Annotated in this window: 21 protein-coding genes and 1 tRNA gene; 5 read left to right on the top strand and 17 right to left on the bottom strand. The window is 69.8% G+C overall.

The features are described 5' to 3' along the window. Nucleotides 1-51 precede the first annotated feature (51 nt). Nucleotides 52-125 (bottom strand) — tRNA-Met (locus NJE57_RS18220). A 448-nt stretch (nucleotides 126-573) separates the two neighbouring features. Beyond that, entirely contained in the window at nucleotides 574-1,641 is a 1,068-nt protein-coding gene (locus tag NJE57_RS18225) for an NADP-dependent oxidoreductase (protein ID WP_319029928.1), read from the bottom strand. 197 nt (nucleotides 1,642-1,838) lie between these two features. Here NJE57_RS18225 and NJE57_RS18230 point away from each other — a divergent pair, with 197 nt between their 5' ends. After that, complete coding sequence (locus NJE57_RS18230) at nucleotides 1,839-2,726, top strand: alpha/beta fold hydrolase (protein ID WP_319029929.1); 888 nt, start codon at nucleotides 1,839-1,841, stop codon at nucleotides 2,724-2,726. A gap of 3 nt (nucleotides 2,727-2,729) precedes the next feature. On the opposite strand, the gene NJE57_RS18235 is transcribed toward NJE57_RS18230, so the two are convergent. Beyond that, nucleotides 2,730-3,101 (bottom strand): hypothetical protein, encoded by a 372-nt coding sequence (locus NJE57_RS18235; RefSeq protein ID WP_319029930.1) that lies wholly within the window; start codon nucleotides 3,099-3,101, stop codon nucleotides 2,730-2,732. A 303-nt stretch (nucleotides 3,102-3,404) separates the two neighbouring features. On the opposite strand from NJE57_RS18235, the gene NJE57_RS18240 reads away from it, so the two are divergent. Further along, nucleotides 3,405-3,926: a flavodoxin domain-containing protein gene (locus NJE57_RS18240; RefSeq protein WP_319029931.1), complete on the top strand. Its 522-nt coding sequence runs from the start codon at nucleotides 3,405-3,407 to the stop codon at nucleotides 3,924-3,926. Nucleotides 3,927-4,033: 107 nt separating this feature from the next. Beyond that, on the top strand, nucleotides 4,034-4,873 hold the full coding sequence (locus NJE57_RS18245; protein ID WP_319029932.1) for a hypothetical protein: 840 nt from the start codon (nucleotides 4,034-4,036) through the stop codon (nucleotides 4,871-4,873). On the opposite strand, the gene NJE57_RS18250 is transcribed toward NJE57_RS18245, so the two are convergent. Further along, a complete protein-coding gene (locus NJE57_RS18250) occupies nucleotides 4,870-5,061 on the bottom strand; it encodes a hypothetical protein (protein WP_319029933.1) in 192 nt (63 codons plus the stop codon). The two genes, NJE57_RS18245 and NJE57_RS18250, sit on opposite strands and share 4 nt — an antisense overlap. Nucleotides 5,062-5,160: 99 nt before the next feature. Next, the gene (locus NJE57_RS18255; protein WP_319029934.1) at nucleotides 5,161-6,417 is read right to left on the bottom strand and encodes an alpha/beta hydrolase; all 1,257 of its coding nucleotides are present in this window, start codon (nucleotides 6,415-6,417) and stop codon (nucleotides 5,161-5,163) included. A gap of 176 nt (nucleotides 6,418-6,593) precedes the next feature. Between NJE57_RS18255 and NJE57_RS18260 the strand changes: the two genes are divergently transcribed. Then, nucleotides 6,594-7,076 (top strand): hypothetical protein, encoded by a 483-nt coding sequence (locus tag NJE57_RS18260; protein WP_319029935.1) that lies wholly within the window; start codon nucleotides 6,594-6,596, stop codon nucleotides 7,074-7,076. A gap of 460 nt (nucleotides 7,077-7,536) precedes the next feature. Beyond that, nucleotides 7,537-8,124: a DUF4386 family protein gene (locus NJE57_RS18265; protein ID WP_319029936.1), complete on the top strand. Its 588-nt coding sequence runs from the start codon at nucleotides 7,537-7,539 to the stop codon at nucleotides 8,122-8,124. A 98-nt stretch (nucleotides 8,125-8,222) separates the two neighbouring features. Here the strand turns inward: NJE57_RS18265 and NJE57_RS18270 are convergent, their stop codons facing one another. The 12 genes from NJE57_RS18270 to NJE57_RS18325 all read right to left on the bottom strand — a co-directional run bounded on the left by NJE57_RS18270 (nucleotide 8,223) and on the right by NJE57_RS18325 (nucleotide 20,873). Further along, complete coding sequence (locus NJE57_RS18270) at nucleotides 8,223-9,911, bottom strand: ABC transporter ATP-binding protein (protein ID WP_413464438.1); 1,689 nt, start codon at nucleotides 9,909-9,911, stop codon at nucleotides 8,223-8,225. A 119-nt stretch (nucleotides 9,912-10,030) separates the two neighbouring features. Next, nucleotides 10,031-11,776: an ABC transporter ATP-binding protein gene (locus NJE57_RS18275; protein WP_319029938.1), complete on the bottom strand. Its 1,746-nt coding sequence runs from the start codon at nucleotides 11,774-11,776 to the stop codon at nucleotides 10,031-10,033. Between the two features lie 101 nt (nucleotides 11,777-11,877). After that, on the bottom strand, nucleotides 11,878-12,774 hold the full coding sequence (gene rfbA, locus NJE57_RS18280; RefSeq protein WP_319029939.1) for a glucose-1-phosphate thymidylyltransferase RfbA: 897 nt from the start codon (nucleotides 12,772-12,774) through the stop codon (nucleotides 11,878-11,880). 7 nt (nucleotides 12,775-12,781) lie between these two features. Next, complete coding sequence (locus NJE57_RS18285) at nucleotides 12,782-14,002, bottom strand: ABC transporter permease (protein WP_319029940.1); 1,221 nt, start codon at nucleotides 14,000-14,002, stop codon at nucleotides 12,782-12,784. After that, entirely contained in the window at nucleotides 13,999-15,177 is a 1,179-nt protein-coding gene (locus NJE57_RS18290; protein WP_319029941.1) for an ABC transporter permease, read from the bottom strand. Before NJE57_RS18290 ends, NJE57_RS18285 begins: the two co-directional genes overlap by 4 nt. A 7-nt stretch (nucleotides 15,178-15,184) precedes the next feature. Further along, nucleotides 15,185-16,123 (bottom strand): ABC transporter ATP-binding protein, encoded by a 939-nt coding sequence (locus NJE57_RS18295; RefSeq protein WP_319029942.1) that lies wholly within the window; start codon nucleotides 16,121-16,123, stop codon nucleotides 15,185-15,187. A gap of 67 nt (nucleotides 16,124-16,190) precedes the next feature. Further along, the gene (locus NJE57_RS18300; protein ID WP_319029943.1) at nucleotides 16,191-17,267 is read right to left on the bottom strand and encodes a right-handed parallel beta-helix repeat-containing protein; all 1,077 of its coding nucleotides are present in this window, start codon (nucleotides 17,265-17,267) and stop codon (nucleotides 16,191-16,193) included. Further along, a complete protein-coding gene (locus NJE57_RS18305; protein WP_319029944.1) occupies nucleotides 17,264-17,755 on the bottom strand; it encodes a 4'-phosphopantetheinyl transferase superfamily protein in 492 nt (163 codons plus the stop codon). Before NJE57_RS18305 ends, NJE57_RS18300 begins: the two co-directional genes overlap by 4 nt. Next, nucleotides 17,752-18,534, bottom strand: a complete 783-nt coding sequence (locus NJE57_RS18310) for an alpha/beta hydrolase (protein ID WP_319029945.1) — start codon at nucleotides 18,532-18,534, stop codon at nucleotides 17,752-17,754. The genes NJE57_RS18305 and NJE57_RS18310 overlap by 4 nt, the downstream gene beginning before the upstream one ends. 73 nt (nucleotides 18,535-18,607) lie before the next feature. After that, nucleotides 18,608-19,486 carry an ester cyclase gene (locus tag NJE57_RS18315; RefSeq protein ID WP_319029946.1) on the bottom strand — a complete coding sequence of 293 codons (879 nt, stop codon included), beginning with the start codon at nucleotides 19,484-19,486 and terminating at the stop codon, nucleotides 18,608-18,610. After that, nucleotides 19,483-19,920, bottom strand: a complete 438-nt coding sequence (locus NJE57_RS18320) for a hypothetical protein (RefSeq protein ID WP_319029947.1) — start codon at nucleotides 19,918-19,920, stop codon at nucleotides 19,483-19,485. The genes NJE57_RS18315 and NJE57_RS18320 overlap by 4 nt, the downstream gene beginning before the upstream one ends. After that, on the bottom strand, nucleotides 19,920-20,873 hold the full coding sequence (locus tag NJE57_RS18325; protein WP_319029948.1) for an ACP S-malonyltransferase: 954 nt from the start codon (nucleotides 20,871-20,873) through the stop codon (nucleotides 19,920-19,922). Before NJE57_RS18325 ends, NJE57_RS18320 begins: the two co-directional genes overlap by 1 nt.

Genomic DNA, 20,873 nt, shown 5'->3' on the forward strand with positions numbered 1-20,873 from the left:
AGAAAGAACCACGGCCCTCAGAGGACCGTGGTTCTAACGAACTACTTCTAGTAGCGGGGACAGGATTTGAACCTGCGACCTCTGGGTTATGAGCCCAGCGAGCTACCGAGCTGCTCCACCCCGCGTCGTGTGCGTCGATGAAACTACGGGCCACCTGCTACGAAAGGCAAATCGGAGGCCGCCGCCCGGGGCCCGGGCCGCCAGGTATCCGTGCACTTCCCCAGAGTCCGTCATTCGGCCAGTAGCCCGTCACGGCAGGTGTTGGGCGGGACGCGCAGCGCGATGAGTTCGTCCGAGGTCGGTGTGCAAGGCCGCGCGCGCCTCTGCGAGTCCGGCCTCAGGGCGGGGCGCCCGGACGTTCTCGGCTACTCGCGCCAAACGACTGCCCTTCCTGGCAGAGCATCGGGATGCTCTGCCGCAGGGCGAGCGGGTCCACCTCGGTCAGTGGCACCCGCCCGTGCGAGCCCTCCCGGCCACCGCGAGATCGTCCGTCGCATGCTCTCTGCCGTTGCGCACAGCCGCCAGCAACAGTCCTCCAAGGGCAGCCGACCTCGTCGTCGTCGTCAAAGCGGTTCAGGTCAGCGTCACCACACACTTGCCCGTCGTCCGCCCGGAGAGCATGTCCACGATCGCCTGCGGCGCGGACTCCAGGCCCTCGTATCGCGCGAGGTCCAGGTTCAAGTCGCCTGATCGCCACAGCCCCGCAAGATGCTTCCTGGCCTCGGGCAGCCGGTCCGCGAAGGTCCCCGCGAGGAAGCCGCGCAAGTTGATGTCCTTGGTCGTGGCGTTGAAGAGGTTGTCCGGAGCGGCCGGCGGCTTGCCGTCGTAGCCGGCGATCGCACCGCAGAGGGCGACCCTGCCGAGCGGGCGCAGGTGAGTGAGCGCAGCCTTGAGGTGGTCGCCGCCGACGCTGTCGAAGTAGACGTCGATGCCCTCGGGTGCGAACTCGCTCAGCGGCTCGTCCAACCCGTCGCGCCAGTTGAACGCCGCGTCGAGCCCGAGCACGTCCTTGAGGTAGGCGACCTTCTCTGCACTGCCCGCGCTGCCGATCACCCGACAGCCGTGCGCCTTGGCGAGCTGCGCCGCGACACTGCCCACCGCACCGGCGGCCGCGGAGATCCACACGACGTCGTCCGGCTTGAGGGCCGCCACCACGAACATCCCCGCCCACGCGGTGAGGCCCGTCATCCCGAGCAGCCCCACCTGGAGCTCCGGCGGGCCCAGCTCACGGTCCAGCTTGGACAGGGCCCCGGCCACGCCGAGAGCCTGGTTCTCGGGATCGACCAAGGCGTACTCGCGGTATCCGAGGTCGTGGTGCACCAGGTCCCCGGGTGCGTACCCCTCCGCGTCCGACTCGACCACCTCACCGACCACCATCCCGGCGAGCGCCTCCCCCGGCGTGAGGGCCGGCAGATACCCGGGAGGCGAGACGGGATCGAGCCGCAGCCGGGTGGCCGCGTCCACGGAAAGCAGCGTGTTCCGGATGAGCACGTGCCCCGGAGCCATGGTGGGCATCTCCGTCGGCACCACCTCGAGATCGCCTACCGCCAGCGCGCCATCGGGGTGCCGGACCAGGCGGACCTCGCGATTGCCCTGCGCGGCGCTGCCGGTCGTCGTGTTGTTCATTGCCGTGTCGGTCATGCGGTTCCTACCGATCGCTGTGTGGGCTAGTTCACACTCACGGTAAATGAACTGACTTCACTTGGGTAGAGGAAAGACGACATTGTGCACTGAGGAGAACGCGGCCACGGCAGTCCGCACGTTCGCCAGGCTCCCCTTCTGTAACGTGCGAACCGGCGACGGCGCGACTCAACTCTGCGCAGTAGGGAACGGGATCCGTGAACAAGATTGTGCAAACAGACGATGGCCGCAGTCTCGAAGTGCTCGACACGGGCCCACAAGACGGGTTCCCACTCGTCTACCACCACGGCACCCCACAGGGCGCGGTGCCGTTCCGGATCTTGGAACGCGCTGCCGCGGGGCTCGGACTCCGGGTCATCTCCTACTCCCGCCCCGGGTACGGCTCGTCGTCGCCGCGCCCGAACGGGGCAACCACAGCGCAGGTCGCCGACGATGCCGCGGACACTCAGGCGGTGCTCGACCACCTCGGGATCGACGAGTTCCTGACGATCGGCTGGTCCGGAGGAGGACCGCGCGCGCTGGCCTGCGCGGCGCTCCTGCCCGGGCGGTGCCTGGCGGCCGCGTGCTGCGTCGGCATCGCTCCCGCAGACGAGTACGACGGTGACATCCGGGACGGCATGGCCGAGGAGAACGTCGAGGAATACACGGCTGTCTTCGCGGGCGTGGAGGCACTCGAGGAATTCCTGAAGACCCAGACGGGGCTGTTCACGGTCAGTGCCGATGAGGTCGCGGTGGGCCTCGGAGCGCTGGCCCCACCGGTGGACCGCGCCGCGCTGACCGGGGAGTTGGCCGGGTACCTGGCCGCCTCAGTCAACGCGGCCGGTCGTCAGGGCATCGTGGGATGGCGCGACGACGACCTGACCCACACGCGCCCCTGGGGCTTCGACCTCGCAGAGATCCGGGTGCCGGTGGCGATATGGCAGGGCAGGCTGGACGCGATGGTGCCGTTCGCCCACGCGGAATGGTTGGCGGCGAACGTGGCCGGCGCACGGGCACACCTGGTCGACGGCGAGGGCCACCTGTCCCTCATCCAGAAGGCGCCGGCGATCCTGGAGGATCTCCTTCACCTCGGTGGCGTGGGCTAGGACTCACCCTGTGGGGCCCCCGAGGATCCGGCGGGTGGACGGCGAGAACACCAGGAGCAGATTCGCCGTACTCAGGAGACCGAACGACCACCAGAAGCCGTAGAAGAACGCCTTCTGGCTCGACGACAGACCTGCGACGGGGTCCCACATGAGCGCGATCTCGCCCGCTATCCAGCCGAAGTGCCCGAGAGCCACGATCAGGGCGAAGTACCACTGCCAGCTGGAGGGGGCGCCTCGACGCCCGTGCGCGCGCAAGGCGCGGACCAGTAGCGCGGTGAGCGCGGCCCCGCCCACGCCGAGAATCCCGAGGACCACTCCCGGGAGGACATAGTCGGTGAAGGGCGTGTTCCGCAGCCACGCGGTATCGAAACCCATTGTCGACCCGTCAGCCGCGGACGTCAGGCCGACGCTCCCCCCGAACGCCATCACAGTCCAGAACGCGATCCCGGCAGTCAGTGCATATGTTGACCATGGTCGTGTGGTCGTCATTTCGAAACCCACTTCCGGGAGAGAATCACTCGACGTGGCGTTGGTGGCCGAGGGACGTCCAGCTGGGTCTCATTGTGCTCTGCGCAGCCGAGGTGGAGGATAGAGATCGTGTGAGAAACAGACGTGACAGCCCGCAGGTTTCGGTCACGATGCGCTCTCACCGACAACTCGAGCGGGGTGGCACGACAGATGCGCGCACTGATCGTCTTTGAATCCATGTACGGCTGCACGCACGCTATCGCCGATGCGATCGCGCGCGGCGTGGCCCTGGTGGGTGACGCCACGACAGTCCCCGTCTCCCACGCGATAGACGAGGACACGTCCGTCTACGACCTGGTGATCGTGGGCGGTCCCACCCATGTGCATGGAATGAGTCGCGACTCGACCCGGCACGGCGCGGTCGAGGCCGCCGAGCAACCAGACAGTGCCCTGACGGTTGAACCCGACGCCGCCGGCGCGGGGATCCGGGACTGGCTCGGCGAACTCACCGGGCGCGAGGGGGCTGCTGCCGCGTTCGATACCCGGGTCGACAAGCCCGCAGTGCTCACCGGTCGGGCGTCCAAGGGGATCTCGAAGAAGCTGCAGAACCTGGGGTTCACCCTCGTCGCTGATCCGGAGAGCTTCCTGGTCGACACCCACACCCAGCTGCTCGAGGGCGAGGAGGCCCGGGCGGAGCAGTGGGGCAAGATGGTGGCGGCGCGGATCACGTGACCAGCGATGTGAGCGATCCGCCGTTCCCGTCAGCGAGTTCAGGACGTACCCCAGGACATACCCCAAGGTTCCGCAGCCTGGTTCGTCTGCCAGAGCTATGGACATGGATGACGATGGCGGCCGCGGTCCTTGCGGCAGTGGGCAGCATCATCGGACTCCTGATGCCGGAGCGCCTCTACGGCGATGAGACACCCGAGATGGTCACAGCCGTCCTCGCCCAGGATCTGGTGAACCTCGTCCTGGTTGTGCCGCTGATGCTCATACTGGCCGCCGGTGCTCGGCGGGGCTCCTACACGTCGGGCCTGTGTCTGATCGGGTTCCTGGCCTTCACCGTGTACAACTACGCGATCTACGCGTTCTCCATCCACTTCGGTCCGCTGTTCCTGCTCTGGGTCGCAGTGCTCGGCCTGGCAGTCTTCGCACTCGCGGGGAGCATGGCCGCCCTGAACTCCTGGGGTGTGGACACTCCCCCCGGAGGAACCGTGGCGCGGGTGGCGGGGTGGTTCCTGATCATCGTCCCGTTACTGTTCGCGCTGCTGTGGCTGAGCGAGATCGTCCCTGATCTGCTGAACGGCAGAGGGTCGACCAGTGCGGGTGACTGGAATGTCCCCACCAATCCGGTCCACGTACTGGACCTCGCGTTCTTCCTCCCCGCCGTCTGCGTGGTGGGTGTACTCCTGCTACGAGGTCACCGACTCGGCTATGCCGCCGCCCCGGGGTCCCTGGTCTGGCTGATCCTGACCAGCCTGCCGATCCTCCTCACGCCCGTCGTGGCGCAGGCCCGGGGCGAGGTCCCTGGGTGGCCGGTAGTCGTCCCGATAGGTGCCCTCGCCCTCGCCACCTCCGTGGTGCTCTGGCGACTGGTTCGCTCGATGAGACAGCGTGCACTCACTCCCCCGGAGCGCACGATCGCGCGACGCACGACCCTCGGCGGTGGAGCAGGTTAGTCAGACGGTGTGTTCGAGGGCAGCCACAGTTCGAGGACGGATCCGGCGACCACGCCGAGTCCCGCGCCCATCGCCGCTCCGAGTGCCAGCCCCGGGCCGCCGGCAAGGGCTACGCCCAGAGCGGTTCCGGCCCCGGCCCCGTAGATCAGGCCCAGGGCTACCAGGGTGCCGGCAGCTCGTGGCTTCATTCCTTCAGCGTAGACCCGCGCGGCTTCCGCGACGTCTCGATGTGGGCACATGGTGACCAGGCGGGATTGCGGGCACTGTCGTAGCTCCGACCCTGTGGCCTACTGCGACAGGGGCCGGACCTCGTCGAGCATGACGTCGACGAACAGGTCCTTGTTGTCCGCGCTGCCCAGGCCGTGCCCGCCCTCCAGCCAGATCAGTCTCTTCTCCGGCGCCGAGAGCTCGTCGAAGTACTCCTCGACCAGACTCGGCATCGCATTGACGTCGTGTCGTCCCACGAAGAAGAACACCGGCACCTCCAGCGTCGGGGCCTGCTCGACGAAGTCCAAGTCCTCCAGTTGCGGGTAGACGGCGTTGAACGAGTTGATCAGACCGCGGGTGTGGTTGATCGTGTCGACGTAGCCGTACTCGGGCACGAGCAACCCGAGAAGCGGCACGACCAGGGTGTAGCGAGGGATCCCCATCATCTCGTTGAGCACGTCGAGAAAGTCCACGTACGGCCACACCACAGCGTCGCCGTAGTACGGCGGTGGTCCGTTCTCCCGCAGCTTCTCCGCTCGCCCGGTATCCCCCTGCTCCTCGAGGTGTTCCAGCGCCAGTTCGTACCCCATCCGGTCGTTCTCGGTGGTGTTGACCATCTGCCCGCTGCTGATGAACGCGTGGAAGAGTTCGGGGTGCTCCTGGGCCAACCAGATGCCGATGATGCTCGACCACGAGACTCCATAGATGTAGATTTTGTCCTGCCCGAACCGTTCGCGGAGGTGGTTGGTGAGCTCGGTGGCATCGGCCACGAAGCGCTCCCGGTCGAGTTCGTCGAACGGAACGGCGCCGTAGGACTTTCCTGTCCCGGGCTCGTCCCAGTTGACCACCGTGAAGTGCTCCTCCAGTGGCCTGAACTCCGTGGAGTTGAAGAAGCCGCCTCCACCGGGGCCGCCCATCCCGAGGTTGAGCAGGACCGGATTCGACGCGTCATGGCCGCGAATGGTGATCCACTGTTCGCTGCCGCCTAGCTCCACCGACTCCATCTCGGCAACGCTTCCGGGGACGGGTTCGCCGTCCGGCCCGGTGATGGGCGGCGTGATCGCCAGGGTCTGCGACGCCAGGACCGCCACGATCGCGGCGAGTGCCATGACACCCACCGCCATCGGCCTCACCGCCCGCCGGCGGCGTCGGAGGATGAGCCAGAGTAGTGCGAACAGGCCGAGCAGGAGCAGGGGAAGCCACGCCCACATCGGCACCGACGTGGTGAGCGGCAGAAGCAGCACGGGCAGGAACAGCACCACGGCCGCGATCACCGCCGCAGCGGTCAGCCATCCATTGCCTCGACGACGAGGACGCTCTGTTCGCTTATCAGTCACGATGACTCCTGGGGCTATGCCCCTGAACTTACGAGGCGGTACGGCCGCGGTCAACGGAGGCACCGCCCGATCAAGGGACGAAGACTCGGTGGCCAAGCGAGCCGCACCGTCGTCACCGACGCGACAGCTGCCCGGACCGTAGGCCCGGGGCTTGACGTCTTTGGCAGACTCGGTGAATGCAGAGCAACCAAGACAGGGTGACCAACCCTGCAAAGGCGTTCAGGCTCGGCTTTTCGCCTCTGGGGTTCGTCGCCGTTCTGCTACCGATGATTCCCAACGCTCTCTGGGTGCTCCTTCCCCCGGTCTCCTCCCCGCTGACGGCGAACACGCCCTTTCCTCCGTGGGTCCAATTGATCGGGCTGGTCTGCCAGTCACTGATGATCGCCCTTCTCATACTGGTCATCAACACGCGACGACAACCCACACCGGGCACGGTGGTCGTCGGCCTCATAGGGGCTCTAGCCCTAGTCGGTTACCTGGTGTTGTGGGTGTTGTACTTTCTCACGCCGATCACGCCGACCATTCTGGTGATGATGGCGATTCTGCCCTCGGTCTACTTCCTCTGCGTGGGGTTGTACCTGCAGAACTATCCCTCGCTCGTCCCGGCAATTCTCTTCGCGACTATTCATATCTCGGACACAGCCATGAGCTACCTCTAGACCGCCCTGTATCGGCTGCACGCACAAGGCATCATCGGCTGTCCGACATGCATCACAGTCAACGCCGTACTACCAAGGTCAACCGGGGCGGTTCGTACATCCTGCTGCTGCGCGACGAGTACCCGCCGTTCCGCCTGGACCAAGGGCCGGAAGAGCCTCCCCGGTCGGGGACGAACCGGCCGCACACGACCGCCACAAGCGTCTTCCTGGGACGAGGTGACGCAGCGGACGCCCCGGTTCACGCGGGGCGAGAGACGGTCAGCGCGCACGGGTCCGACAGAAGGGATGCGCCACAATGATGCCTGTCGGCAAGACCCACATCCGTCCGGATATCGCGAAGTGGCTCGGCCTCGTACGCACCGGGGGCTGGGCTGCACTGGCCGGCGTGGTGCTCATCGGGGTGTAGATCGCGGTCTATCTGATCTGGCCACCGCCGGACACCACCGAGGATTTCTTCCGGGTGCTGGCCGACAATCCGATCGCCGGACTGCTCATGCTGGACCTGCTCTATCCACTGAGCAATATCCTCACTCTGTTTCTGTACGCCGCCTTGGCGGTCGCGCTGTGGCGGGTGAGCCGTTCGGCGGTCGCGATCGCGCTGGCACTGGGCGGGATCGGGATGGCCGCCTACATGTCGTCGCTCCGGCCGGTCGAGATGCTCTACCTGGCCCGCGCGTACGCAGAGGCCGGGCCGGGCGACATAGCGGCACTTCTGGCGACCGGGGAAGGCATGCTTGCGACCTGGACGGGTACCGCCTTCGACGTGTACTACCTGCTCAATTTCGTCACCCTCCTGATCTTCGGAGTCCTGACCTATCGGAGCACCGTGTTCAGTCGCGCCACCGCCGTGTGGGGTCTGGCGGCCGCAGCACTCATGGCGGTCCCGTCCAACATCGGCACAGTAGGGCTCGTCTTTGCTCTCGCCTCACTGCTTCCGTGGTCCGTCTTCGCCGTCCTTGCCGCTCGCCGGCTCCTGGCGTTGTGTCGGACAACCTCCCCACCCGAGGGGCGGCTCCACCCGCCGGTCGGCCAGGGGAACCAACCATGAACGGCAGACCAGTACCGGCGATCGCCCTCGTCGTCGTCGGAAAATACCGCCCGGGCCACGTCTGCCCGCCCGGCGGTCGACGGTAGGGCCCGCGCCTGTCACACTCCCCCGAACCACGCCCGACTGAGCTCGGCGTACCGGCCGTCCGATTGCAACAGCTCGTCGTGCGTGCCGGATTCGACGATCCGGCCGTGCTCCATCACCAGGATGCGATCGGCGGTCGCGGCCTGGCTCAGCCGGTGCGCCACCACCAGTCCGGCCCGGCCACGAAGCACCGCGGCGGCTGCTGCGTCGAGTCGGCGGGCCCCGGCGGACCCGGCCTCGGCGGTGGCCTCGTCGAGGATCACCATGTCCGGATCGGCCAGCTCCACGCGGGCCAGGGCGATCATCTGCGCCTGCATCGGGTCGAGCGGGTGTCCGCCCTCGCCGATCACGGTGTCGACGCCGTCGGGCAGGTCGTCGACCCAGTCCGCCCCCACGGCCTTCAGGGCCGCGCGGACGTCCGCGAGCCCGGCTTCGGGACGGGGTGCCCGGACGTTCTCGGCGATAGTCGTGGCGAAGGAGTGCACCTCCTGCGAGACCATGGTGATGCTCTGCCGCAGGGCCAGCGGGTCGACGTCGGCCAGCGGCACCCCACCCATGCGTGCGCTCCCGCGCGAGGGAACGACGGAGCCGGCGGCGACCAACGCCAGGGTGCTCTTTCCGGCTCCGGTGGACCCGACCACGGCCACCACCTCGCCCGGCGCGAGGGTCAGGTCCACCTCGGCCAGGGCCGGGGCGCCCTCCCCGTACGAGTGCCAGACTCCCGACAGTTCGAGGGGGCCGGGCTGATTGTTGACGGGCTCGAGCGTGGCGGCGCGATCGGGCACGGGCATGGTGATCACCCCGACCATCCGGACCAGCGAGGCCCCGGCGGACTGGACCTGGTCGACCATGCCCACCAGAGCACCGATCGGGTTGAACAGTCGGTGGAACAGCAGCGCGGCGGTGGTCACGGCGCCGGCGGTGATGACGTCGGCATCCACGAGGAAGAACCCCACGACCAGCAGTAATCCGAGCACGGTGACCTCGGCGCGGTTGTTGCGACTGAAGGCGCGGGTGACGAAGTAGAACACCTGGATGGACAGGTCCCGCGCCCGTCCCGAGGCGCCGGTGATCCGATCCAGCTCGGAGTCCTGGGCATCGTAGGCGTGCAGCGTCCGGGACCCGGTGATGCCCCCGAGGAGTCGACTGGCGCGGGTGCCGAACGCAGCCCGCTCGGCCGCGTAGACCGGCCCGGACCGGGGCAGGTACCAACGCAGCGTGGTCCAGTACATGGGCAGCGCGACCAGACCCACCAATCCCAAACGCCAGTCGACCGCGGCCAGGCCGATCCCGGACACGATCACCGTGAACAGCGACTGCACCACCAGCGGGACCACGGCGGTGGCGGCCTGGCTGATCTCGCGGGCGTCCTCGGCCACGCGGGAGACCAGGTCGCCGGTCTCGGTCGTCTCCATCTGCGCGGCGCCCAGCCGCAGGGACCGGTCCATCACCATCTCGCGCAGCCGGGCGACCGTGGGTTCGGTCAACTGAGCCAGCCAGGCCTGCCCGGCCCACGCGCAACCGGCCCCCACGATCCCGGCCACCGCGATCGCCCCCGCGCCGATCCAGACGGCGGTGTAGTCCTGGCTCCCGGGCAGGACGTCGACCAGCCAGCCGATCACCCAGGGCGCCACCAACCCTGCGACGGAGGCCACGAGACCGGTCAGGGCCACCAGCACCAGGTATCCGCGGCGCTCCTTCATCAGAGGCCAGAGCACGGCGAGGGACTCGCGGCCACTGGCGAGGGGAAGGGTCCCGGCGGTGATCAGAGCCCCGGTGCTGTCTGACGTATCCGCGGTGGCCGTCGTCTCGGTAGTGCTGCTCATCGGTCGACCGCCGTCCGGTAGGTGGCTGACGTCTCGCGCAGCTCGAGATGGGTGCCCGAGCGCGTCTCGCCGCTGCGGGGCAGGTGGACCACCCGGTCGGCGGTCGCCAGGAACGGCGGCGATGAGGTGACGATCAGCGTCGTCTGTTCCGGCCGGCTCGTGCGCAGCCGGTGCACGGCCTGGGCGATCTCCCACTCGGTCACGGCGTCGACCGCGCTGGTCGGGTCGTGCAGCACCAACACGTCCGGGTCGGCGTGCAGGGCGCGGGCCAGCGCGATCCGCTGGCGCTGCCCGCCGGAGAGGTTCCGTCCCCCCTCCTGGACCGGGTGGTCCAGACCGTCAGGAAAGTGCTCGACGATCTCCGCGACGCCCGAGGCCGCGAGGACCTCGTCGGAGACCGGGACCTGGTGGTGGCCGGCCTCTCCGTGGTTCGTACTGACGTGGCGCATGGCGATGTTGGATCGGATGGTGCCGACGAACAAGTCCACGCGGTGGGGGGCGACGACGAGGTGGTCGGCGATCGCCGGGACCAGCTGGCTCCGTCGATGCCCACCGACCGACACGGCGTCGGCACGGTCACTGTGGCCTGCGATCGCCAGGGTGACGGCGTCCGCGGCGGCCGGTTGCTCTGCGACCAGTGCGACCAGCTTCCCTGCCTGCATGTCGAGATCCAACTCCCGGCCGTCGGGCAGCTCCATTCCACGGACCTGCAGGTGCGACCCCGCGGGGACCTCCGACCCGGAGTCGTCGACCGGCGCCGAGGCCTGCAGGTCGACCAGTCGCTGCGCGGCGCCGTGGGAGCGGGCGAAGATGCTGACCATGGCGGTGATGAGCCGAACCGGCTCCTCGAAGAACACCGCCACGCCCACCACGGAGACGAGGGTGCCGATCTCCATCTCGCCTTCCAGGACGCGGTAGCCGGCGGCCAGCAGCACCAGCGCCAGGACCACCGCCATGCCGAGCGACCCGATGCCCTGGACCCGCCCCGATCGCTCGGCGGTGACGATGCCCGCGTCGGCGGCTTGGCGGGAGGCGTCGCGGTACTGCTCGGTCGCCCAGCGCTCCCCGCCGCCGGCCTTGAGCACGCGCAGGCCCGTCATGATGTCGGTCGCGCGGCTACTCGCCATCCCGATGGCGGCCTGCTGCGCGGTGCTGTGCCGGGAGATCACCCGGCTGGGCAGCGCGACCAGCAGGAGGCTCAGCGGGACACCGATCAGGACGATGAGCCCCACGAGCAGGTCGGTCCACAGCAGGTAGACCGAGATCCCCACGATGCCGATGAGCGCGGACCCGCCCAGGGCGATCTGCCGGAAGACCAGGGCGGCCACGTCGGCGTCCGCCGAGCACACCGACAGGACATCACCCGAGCTCGCTTCGTCCATGGCGCGCCGCCGGGTGAGCGGCACCCGGGTGGCCTCCACCCGCAGATCGTGCGCCTCCTCCTGCAGGGCCCGGTTGCTCATTCGCGCCCCGAAGCGATAGCTCAGGCTCAGCACGGTGAACAGCGCGATCAGGCCGAGAACCGACCACAGCAACGCCCATCGGTCCAGGGGGATGATCGCGACGTCGACGATCACGCCGATCGCGATGGGGACCAGTGCCTCGCACAGCTGCCACATCGTCATGAGCACCAGCCCGGGGGCCACAAGGTGCCGGCGGCGGCCGATCGCCCGGAGCAGGAGCCCGTTCGCGGTCGACGGGACGTCCGCGGATGTCGGGCGCGTCGGTGCTGGTGCTGACATCTGTATGGGACTCCCGCCGATGGTGATGAACGCCTGAAGGTCTCGCCGACTCAGAAGACTAGTTCCACACCAGTACGCGGTGGCGGTGGCCGCCGACCGGACTAGACCTGCACCCCCGGGCCCACGGGCTCACCGCAGCGCTCGACCAGGCCGAGCAGGTAGCCGCCGTACCCGGATTTGCTGAGCTCGGATCCCCTGCGGCACAGCTGCTCGTCGCTGATCAGACCGAGGCGCCAGCCCACCTCCTCCGGGCAGCCGATCTTCAGACCCTGCCGGTCCTCGATGGTGCGGACGAAGTTCGAAGCGTCGAGCATCGAGTCGTGCGTCCCGGTGTCCAGCCACGCCGTCCCCCGGGGCAGGGTCTCCACCCTCAGCCGGCCCGCCTCGAGGTAGTGACGGTTGACGTCGGTGATCTCGTACTCGCCGCGAGCGGAGCGCTCGACCCCCCGGGCCACGTCGACGACGTCCGGGCTGTAGAAGTACAGACCCGGCACCGCGTACTGGGACCGCGGCCGGGCGGGCTTCTCCTCGAGTGAGACCGCCCGGCCGTCGGAGTCGAAGTCCACCACGGCGTACGTGCTCGGGTCCGCGACCCAGTAGGCGAACACGGCGCCGCCGTCCACGTCGGCGAACCGCCGCAGCTGGCTGCCCATGCCCGGTCCGTAGAAGATGTTGTCCCCCAGAACCAGTGCCACCGGGTCCCCGCCGATGTGGTGTGCGCCGATCACGAACGCCTGGGCCAGGCCGTCGGGCGCGGGCTGCACCGCGTAGTCGATCCGGATGCCGAACCCGGAGCCGTCGCCCAGCAGGCGCCGGAACGCCTCCTGCTCCTGCGGGGTCGTGATCACCAGGACCTCCCGGACCCCGGAGAGCATGAGCGTGGTGAGCGGGTAGTAGATCATCGGCTTGTCGTACACGGGGACCAGTTGCTTGCTCACCGCCGTGGAGACGGGCGCGAGCCGGGAGCCGGTGCCGCCCGCCAGGATGATGCCCTTCATGGCCTGCTCATCCGTCCTTCAGCGCGCGCGAGTCGAACAGCCACAGTGCGAGCCCGAGCAGGGCCGCCGCCATCCCGGCCAACACGGCCACCTCCGGCAGGACCGAGGTCAGTCCGGCCCGGCCGTCGGACAGGCTGATCAGCGCGTCCATCGCCCAGGCGTGGGGGAAGAGGTAGCCGATGGTGTTGAGGAAGTCCGGCGCGACCTCCTTGGGCCACAGGCACCCGCCGAGCATCCCCAGGATGATCCCGAGGGTGGGGCCGATCACGGCCGGTTGGGTCGGAGAGGACACCAGGGAACCGATGAGCATGGCCGCACCCGTGGCCACCAGGCAGAACACGCCCACGACCACCACCACGGCGAGCGGCGCGCCCCAGTTGACGCCGAAGACCAGCGAGCTCACGGCGATGATCAGCACGGCCTGCAGCGCGGCGATGAGGAACCGGCTCAGCGCCTCGCCGAAGAGCACCGCCCGCTTGGTGACGGGCCCCGCCAGGATCCTGCGGATCATGCCGAGCTTGCGACTCTCGACCAGGGCGGCGGCCACCGCCATCGAGTTGATGAACGTGAACAGGACGAGGTTGGCCGGGGCGGTGTAGGCGAAGCCCTGGGGCCTGTCGTCCCCGCCCGAGCCCGCGATCTCCACCGGGGTCGTGGTGGCCTGGGCCTCGGCCACCAGTCGGGCGGCCTCCTCCGGATCGGCCCCGGCGGCCTCGGCGGCGCGCGTGGCCTCCATCTCCGCCGAGACGCGGGCGACCGCGCTGTCGATCGTGCCGCGGGCGGCCGCGCCGGTGCCCGAGGTGCCGGAGTAGGTGACGGGGAACTCGGTGCTCCCGGAGGGGATGGTCAGCCCGGCGGCCAGGGAGCCCTCGCGGACGCCCACGTCGAGCGCGGCCTCGTCGTCGAACCGCTGGACCTCCAGTCCCTCGGACTGCTCCAGCTCGGCAAGCACCCGGGCCGCGACCGGGTCGCCGTCCGCCGCCACCACGCCGACCGGCATCGACGTGGATCCGGCGGCGCCGATGGTGAAGCCCACGAAGATGATCGCGACGAACGGCATGATGACGATGAAGAACATGCCGACCCGGTCGCGGGTCTGGCGCAACAGGTTGGCCCACACGATGGCCGAGACCACGGCCGGGCGCAGGTCGTCCCCGGCCCGGCGGTCGCTCGTCCCGCCTCGGCGGGGGCGGTCGACCGGGGTGTCGGTGAGGGTGTCGGTCGTCATCGCAGAAGTCCCTTCCGGAAGCGCAGGCCGGCGGCGAGAGCGGCGACCGCGGCGATGGCCAGGAGCACGGCCACGGGCAGCAGGATCGAGTCGACCCCTCCCCCGGAGACGACGAGCGACCCCAGCCCGTTGGCGGTCCAGCCATTGGGGGTGAACCGGGACAGGATCTGCAGCGCCTCGGGCAGCTGGAAGATCGGGATGAGGCTGCCGCCGAGGAAGCCGAACGCGAAGCTCAGGACCAGGACGTACCCGTCGGCCTGGGCGTCGGTCCGGGCTCCGCTGGCCACCAGCATGGTCAGCGCCGTCGCGGCCAGGCAGTGTGCGGCGAACAGCAGGAACACCGCCGGCGGGTCGCCCCAGCTCTCGCCGAAGATCAGGACGGAGGCGATCCAGGTCGAGCACATGGACAGCAGCGCCGCGCCGAAACCCACGATGGCCTTGGACAGCACCAGCGCCCATCCCGGCACGGGCGACGCCTGGACCCGGGCGAGTACCCCGATCCGGCGTTCGGCCAGGATGCTCCGCGCGGCGGTGCCCACCACGAGGAAGGCGAACAGGGCGGCGATGCCCGAGGCGTAGAAGACCGACATGTCGACGGCCCCGTCGGCCATCGCCGCGTCGACCAGCGAGAGCGAGGGGCCGTCCGCGCCGTTGGCCTCCACGAACACCTGCACCTCGCTCTCCGGCACACCGGCGGCGGTGGCGGCCCGCACCGACAGGGTGCGGGCCTGCACGAGGGCGGACATCTGGTCGACCACCGAGGTGGCGACGGTGGCGGCGACGGGATTCGACGCGGACTCCAGCACCTCGACCACCCCGCCTTCTCCGGCGCGGACCGTCTGGGTGAACCCCTCGGTGAAGACGATGGCAGAGCCGAGCTCGCCGGAGTCCACCGCGCCCTGCGCCTCGGAGACGGTCCCCACCTCCTCGAGAGTGATGATGTCCGTCAGCTCTTCGCTGGCCAGCACCTCGTCCTGCATGCTCGAGGCGAACTCGCCGCCGTCGAGGTCCACGACGCCCACCCGCGACGGCTCCGTCGAGTCGCCGCCTCCGAGCGCGAAGCCGAACAGCACGGCCAGCAGCACCGGCGCGACGACCCCCACGAGGATCAACGTCCCGCTGCGCAGCTGGGCGACGAACTCCCTGCCGGCGAGCACTGATATCGAACGCATCATCAGTTGATCAGTCCCTGAGTGAGTTGCCGGTCAGGTGCAGGAAGGTGGCTTCGAGGTCCGGTTCGTCGACGTCGAACGAGGTGATCGCGGCGTCCTGCCCGAGCGCCCCGAGCAGCACAGGCAGGAGCGAACGCCCATCCGGGGCGGTGAGGACCAGCGAGTCGTCACCCACCCGGGTGACCCCGTTGACCTGCCGCAGTGATTCGATCCGGTGCCGCGCGGAGTCGATGTCCCCGTCGAGGGTCACGGTGACCTTGTCGTCCCCACCCACCCGCGCCACCAGTTCGGCCTTGGTCCCCTCCGCGATGACCCGACCCCGGTCGATGATCGCCATCCGGTCGCACAGTCGCTCGACCTCCTCCATGTAGTGGGAGGTGTAGATCAGGCTGATCTCCCCGCTGGCGAGCAGGTCCTCGACACCGCTGAGGATCGAGTCGCGGCTCTGGGGGTCCACACCGACGGTCGGTTCGTCGAGGATCAGCAGGTCCGGGGAGTGCAGCAGCGCGGCACCGATGTTGATGCGGCGCTTCATCCCACCCGAGTAGGTGCTCACCTTGTCCTTGGCCCGGTCCGTCAGGCCCACCAGGTCCAGGACCTCGTCGATCCGGCCGCGCAGCGCCGCCCCCCGCAGGCCGTAGAGCCGGCCGAAGAACCGCAGGTTCTCCCGGGCGGAGAGCTCCGGGTACAGGGCGATCTCCTGGGGGACGTAGCCGATGCGTTTCTTGGCCTCGAGGGGTTCGGCGCCCACGTCCAGCTCACCGACGTGGACGGATCCGGAGTCGGGGCGGAGCAGCCCCACGATCATGCTGATGGTCGTGGATTTACCGGCACCGTTCGGGCCCAGCAGGCCGTAGGCCTCCCCCGGGGCCACGGTGAGGCTGACCCCGTCCACCGCGACGGTGTCACCGAAGTGCTTGGTCAGGTTCTCACAGGTCAGAGCGTGCATGGTGCCGTCCATCCCTTCCGGCCCCGGTCGGGACCCCTGGTCGTCTGCGTGGCGGTGGACCGGATGGTCACGGCTGCCCGGGCACGCCGTCGGACCAGCTGCCCCGGAACCGATTGTGGGTGAACGTCTGCCGGGATCGGGTGTCGTCTCCGTGAACGTCAGACGGCTCGTTGGCGTCGAAGAGGTTCCACGTGACCGTCACGTCCCGGGGGTCGTCCCCGCCGAACGCCGCCGACGAGCTGATCGACAGCGCGCCCTCCATGACCGACGGGCCACTGGGCACGTTGCCGCGGATCTCGTTGCCCACCACCGTCACCCGCTCCACGCCGATGAGCCCGATCCCCACGCCCGAGATCGGCGGGCCGGCGGCGCCCAGCCCGTCGTCCTCCACCCCGGCGCTGAGTCCGTTGGCCACGAGGGTGCACCCGGTGACCAGGCCGTCGCGCACGCCGCCCTCCGGCTCGCCCTCGTAGACCTGGTTGAGCATCAGCACCCCGATGGCGTTGCCGGTGGCGGTGCACCGGTCCACGACGGCCCCTGAGGAGTTGTCCACGAACACCCCGAACGCGTTGCCGTGGGACACGCAGTCGGCGATGCGGGCCTTCGAGTCCGGACAGAAGCTCAGCCCCACGCCGGCGTACTGGGCGCCAGTGGTCCTGCACCCGAGTACCTCGACGGAGTCGCACTCCCGCACGTAGACGCCCCACACGGCGTCGTCGACCGCGTGCACCCCGGCGATCCGGATCCCGGAGACCGAGTGGGCGTAGACACCCGCGCCGGTGAACCCCTCGACGGTCAGGGCCTCGACGGCGACCCCGGAGAGATCGTCACCGTGGACCACGACCCCGCTGATCACGCTGGGTGGAGCGTCGTGGAGCCGCGGGACGTCCACCTCGGTGTGGGCGCCGGGCACGATCCGCGTCAGGTGCGCGCCCTCCCCGCGCAGGAGGACGTCGGACCGCCGTATCCACAGCGGTCCACGGTGCTCGCCGGCCAGCAGGCGCACCTCGCCGCCGGCCGGTGCCCGGTCCAGGGCGGCCTGGGCGTCCTGGCCCGGGCGGACCTCGGTCACGAGGTGGGTTGGCCACGAGTCTGCCGAGGAGACGGTCGAGGAGACTGCCGAGGGATCTGTGGTGAGGGTCATGAGAGCGGGTCCTCCTGATGCGGTTCGTCGATCACGATGACGATCGAGACGAGTTGGTCGGCCTTCTCCCCCCAGCCCACGTACCCGACCGGGCGGGCCCCGTCGGGATCGCCCATCCGGGCGCAGGCGTGCGCGGCCGTGGGCCCCTCGAGCAGGTACCTGCCCTTGTGGGTGAGGCAGAAGTCGGTGGTGTCCCTCATCTGGTCCGCGACGGCCAGGAGGAGGTGTTCGCCGTACCCGGCCCCGGAGTCCGGGTCGTCGGGCCGGAGGTCGTTGAGACTCATTCCCGGGAACCGGCCGCCCACGGCTTTGATCAGACTCTCGCGGACGGAGAAGTCCGCGGCCAGCTCGACGGTCGAGCGCGCCTGGCTGCCGGTGTGGAGACCGGTGCCGAGGACGTTCCGGAAGTGCGGTTCCAGGTCCCGCCGGGGTCGCTCCATCCGGGAGATGTCGACCAGGTCGACGCCCAGCAGCACGTCCCGGCTCACGTCCGGGCGCCGATCGTGTGATCGAGGAAGTCCGCCAACGAGCCGGTGTACTGCTCTGACTTCTCGAGCATCGGGATGTGCCCGCAGTCCTCGATGATCTCCATCTGGAAGTGCTCGAGCCCCGCGGTGGCCTCGGACCACGAGTCGACGGGGGTCATCCTGTCGTGGCGACCCCAGATCATCCGGGTGGGGCACGTGACCGCGGCCAGCGCGTCCCTGATCGGGTACGTCCGAGTGGCCCGCAAGCTGCGCGCCATGCTCACCATGGAACTGGGGCGTGCCAGCAGCTCGCCGCATTCGCGCAGCTGATCGTCGGTGAAATGCCGCCCCCGGTGGAACAGCGCGGCCAGCATCCGCTCCTCGAACTCCGGCCCTCGCGGGGTGTTGCCCGTCCGGCGGTCCATCCCCAGACCCACGTCCGGATCCGGCGTCAGCCCGGGTGCCCCGCTGATCACCAGTGCCACGACGCGTTCCGGGTGCCGCATCGCCAGATCGAGCGCCACCAGCCCGCCGAGTGAGTTGGCGCAGAGGACGAGGCGATCCGCCCCGGCCTCGTCGCAGCAGGCCATCACCTCGTCGCCCAACCGCTCGATCGACCCCGCGATCTTGGCGTCGACGTCACACACGGGTTGGTCGAGCGCCAGCACTCCCTGGCCTCGCACGGCCAGGTGCTCGACGGGGTGGTCCCAGATCCAGCCGCCGGCGAAGAGGGCGGAGACGAAGACCACGGTCGGGTGCTCGGGGGTGACACCGCGGGCGGTGTAGGTGAAGGCGGGCATGGCGTGCTCCTCGATCGGCGGGGTCTGGGCTGAGGCGTGGGCGGCCGGGGCCTGGTCAGGTGGGTACGGCTGGTCACAGCAGGGCGGATCTGACGGCGGGGCGTCCGCACTCGCAGGTGGCGGCGTCGGCGGGGACCAGGTCGTCGCATCCCGCGCACCGCCGGAACCGCGCCGAGCTCGCTGCGGCCCACGTGGTGACGACGGCCTCCGAGCACAGCCGGCCCGAGAAGAACCTGCGGACCGCCCGGCGGTGGGCGCGGTTCTGGACGCTGCGCACGGAGTCGAGGGAGTCGAACGCGCTGAGGGTGTACTTGCGGTCCCCGATGTCGACCGTCACCGCCCCGAGGAAACCCTTGGACGCCCGCAGGGCCCGGAACACCTCGACGCTGAGCCGGTCCACGTCGTCGGCTTCCGACTCGGCCCGGACCCCCAGCCAGGTGAGGGCGAGCGCCCCGACCTCCGCGTCCGAGTCGACCGGGATGCGGCTGGCGGAGCCGAAACGCTGGGCGTCGGTGTCCCCGGGCCGCAGGACGACGTGGTGGTCGAGGGCGTCCGCCAACGCCGGGAGATCGAGGTGGCGCACCACCCGGACGCCGGTGTCGTCGTCGGTCAGCACGTCCGTGCCCGTCAGAGTGACGGTCCGGCCGGTGGGCGCGGCGCCCAGCACCCGTCCGCGGTGGGTGACCTCGACCGACCAGGTCAGCGCCACAGACGCCGACCCTTCCGCCACGTCGAGGACCTGCCACCCGCCCGGGTCCAGCGCGTCCCGCCACCGCTGCGCGTGGGCCGTCAGGTCCGGCCCGGCCACCCCGTCGGTGAGCGGATCGCGGTACCACGCGATCCGGCCGGACACGCGGTCGAGGTCCCCGGCCCCCCACGCCTCGACGAGGTCCCGGGCGAGCATGGCTCGCTCGGTGGGCGTGGCCCGCGCGGTGGGCGACCCCGCGGTCATGACCGTCCCCGCGTGGGTGGTTCGTCCCGCCAACGAGACGGAATCGCGACGGCCAGGGAGGTGGAGTCGGAATGGGTGATGCTCACGGTGACGGGGTCGCACCCCTCCGACATCGCCGCCAGCTCCAGGTCCGGGCCCAGGACCACGCGGGGCGGGTGCCCGTGCAGGCAGCGGTGGTCCGAGCGGCACAGCGGCGACGGCGCGGGCACCACCTCGGCCTGGTAGAGCCACTCCTCGGTCACGGGGACCCCGATCAGCCGCAGGACGGCCTGCTTGGCTGCCAACCGGCCTGCCCAGTGCTGCAGGGTCACGCCCTGGCGGGACCTGAGCTTCTCGCCCCGGGTGAAGACGCGGTCCGGGTCCATCCGGCCCAGCATCTGCTCCGGGGTGCTCACGCCCCCGAAGTCGATCATGGCCACCCCGCAGCTGTGCATCAGCCCGCCACCTCCCGATCGGGTCCCGGGGACGAGCCGGCCGAATGCTCGGACAGCCGGCGCACCCGTGCGACGGTCGCCGGGTCGGACATCGTCACCCACGTCTGCCCCTGCGCCCTGGCGATCTTGGTGAGCGCCTTGCTGTCCCCTGCCTCGACGACGGTGCGGTCCCCGCGGGCGGCGAGGGTGTCGAGGGTCCCGGTCCAGCGGACCCGCCCGGTCAGCTGCTCGATCACGCACTCGCGCAGTTCCGCGGGGTCGGTGACCTCCGTCCCCCGCACGTTCGGGATCACGGGGACGGTCGGTGCGGCGAAGGTGTAGCGGCCCACCTCCTCCCGCCACTGCTCCTGCGCCTCGTCCATCAGCGGGGAGTGGAAGGCGTTGCTCACGGCGAGGCGGGTGACCGGCGCCCGGCCGTCGACGGCGGCGACGAACCGGTCAAGGGCCCGCGCCGACCCCGAGACCACGGTGTGTCCGCGCCCGTTCTCGATCCCCACCACGAGCGGCTCCCGCTCGTCGCTGACCGTCGCCGCCAGTCGTTCGACCTCCGCCCGGTCGAGCTTCATCACCGACGCCATACCGCCCACCCGCGACACCGCGGCCATGAGCTCGGATCTGCGACGGACGAGGGCCAGCGTGTCCTCGAGCGAGAGCACCCCGGCAGCACAGAGGGCGGAGAACTCTCCCACGCTGTGGCCGGCGACGACCGCCGGGCGGATCCCCTCGTCCCGCAGGAGTTCCAGCGCGGCGAGGTTGCAGGCGGTCACCGCGAGCTGGGCGTTGCGGGTGTCGACCAGCGCCTCGGCCGGTCCGGTCGCCACGAGCTCGGACAGCGGTCGCTGCAGGACCTCGTCGACGCGGTCCAGGACGGCGCGGGCCCCGTCGCGGCGCCGCATCCACGCGCCCATTCCCACCCTGAGGGTGCCCTGTCCGGGGAAGGCGAGAGCGAACAC

Origin of the sequence: Dietzia sp. PP-33 (assembly GCF_033790845.1) — a bacterium.
In the GTDB taxonomy this organism is placed as follows: Bacteria; Actinomycetota; Actinomycetes; order Mycobacteriales; family Mycobacteriaceae; genus Dietzia.

Coding starts and splice junctions, on each gene's coding strand:
- NJE57_RS18310 (WP_319029945.1), bottom strand. CDS start 18,534: ATGCCCGCCTTCACCTACACCGCCCGCGGTGTCACCCCCGAGCACCCG.
- NJE57_RS18250 (WP_319029933.1), bottom strand. CDS start 5,061: ATGAAGCCACGAGCTGCCGGCACCCTGGTAGCCCTGGGCCTGATCTAC.
- NJE57_RS18285 (WP_319029940.1), bottom strand. CDS start 14,002: ATGACGACCGACACCCTCACCGACACCCCGGTCGACCGCCCCCGCCGA.
- NJE57_RS18225 (WP_319029928.1), bottom strand. CDS start 1,641: ATGACCGACACGGCAATGAACAACACGACGACCGGCAGCGCCGCGCAG.
- NJE57_RS18240 (WP_319029931.1), top strand. CDS start 3,405: ATGCGCGCACTGATCGTCTTTGAATCCATGTACGGCTGCACGCACGCT.
- NJE57_RS18315 (WP_319029946.1), bottom strand. CDS start 19,486: ATGACCGCGGGGTCGCCCACCGCGCGGGCCACGCCCACCGAGCGAGCC.
- NJE57_RS18295 (WP_319029942.1), bottom strand. CDS start 16,123: ATGCACGCTCTGACCTGTGAGAACCTGACCAAGCACTTCGGTGACACC.
- NJE57_RS18300 (WP_319029943.1), bottom strand. CDS start 17,267: ATGACCCTCACCACAGATCCCTCGGCAGTCTCCTCGACCGTCTCCTCG.
- NJE57_RS18235 (WP_319029930.1), bottom strand. CDS start 3,101: ATGGGTTTCGATACCGCGTGGCTGCGGAACACGCCCTTCACCGACTAT.
- NJE57_RS18245 (WP_319029932.1), top strand. CDS start 4,034: ATGACGATGGCGGCCGCGGTCCTTGCGGCAGTGGGCAGCATCATCGGA.
- NJE57_RS18260 (WP_319029935.1), top strand. CDS start 6,594: ATGCAGAGCAACCAAGACAGGGTGACCAACCCTGCAAAGGCGTTCAGG.
- NJE57_RS18320 (WP_319029947.1), bottom strand. CDS start 19,920: ATGCACAGCTGCGGGGTGGCCATGATCGACTTCGGGGGCGTGAGCACC.
- rfbA (WP_319029939.1), bottom strand. CDS start 12,774: ATGAAGGGCATCATCCTGGCGGGCGGCACCGGCTCCCGGCTCGCGCCC.
- NJE57_RS18290 (WP_319029941.1), bottom strand. CDS start 15,177: ATGATGCGTTCGATATCAGTGCTCGCCGGCAGGGAGTTCGTCGCCCAG.
- NJE57_RS18270 (WP_413464438.1), bottom strand. CDS start 9,911: ATGAAGGAGCGCCGCGGATACCTGGTGCTGGTGGCCCTGACCGGTCTC.
- NJE57_RS18275 (WP_319029938.1), bottom strand. CDS start 11,776: ATGTCAGCACCAGCACCGACGCGCCCGACATCCGCGGACGTCCCGTCG.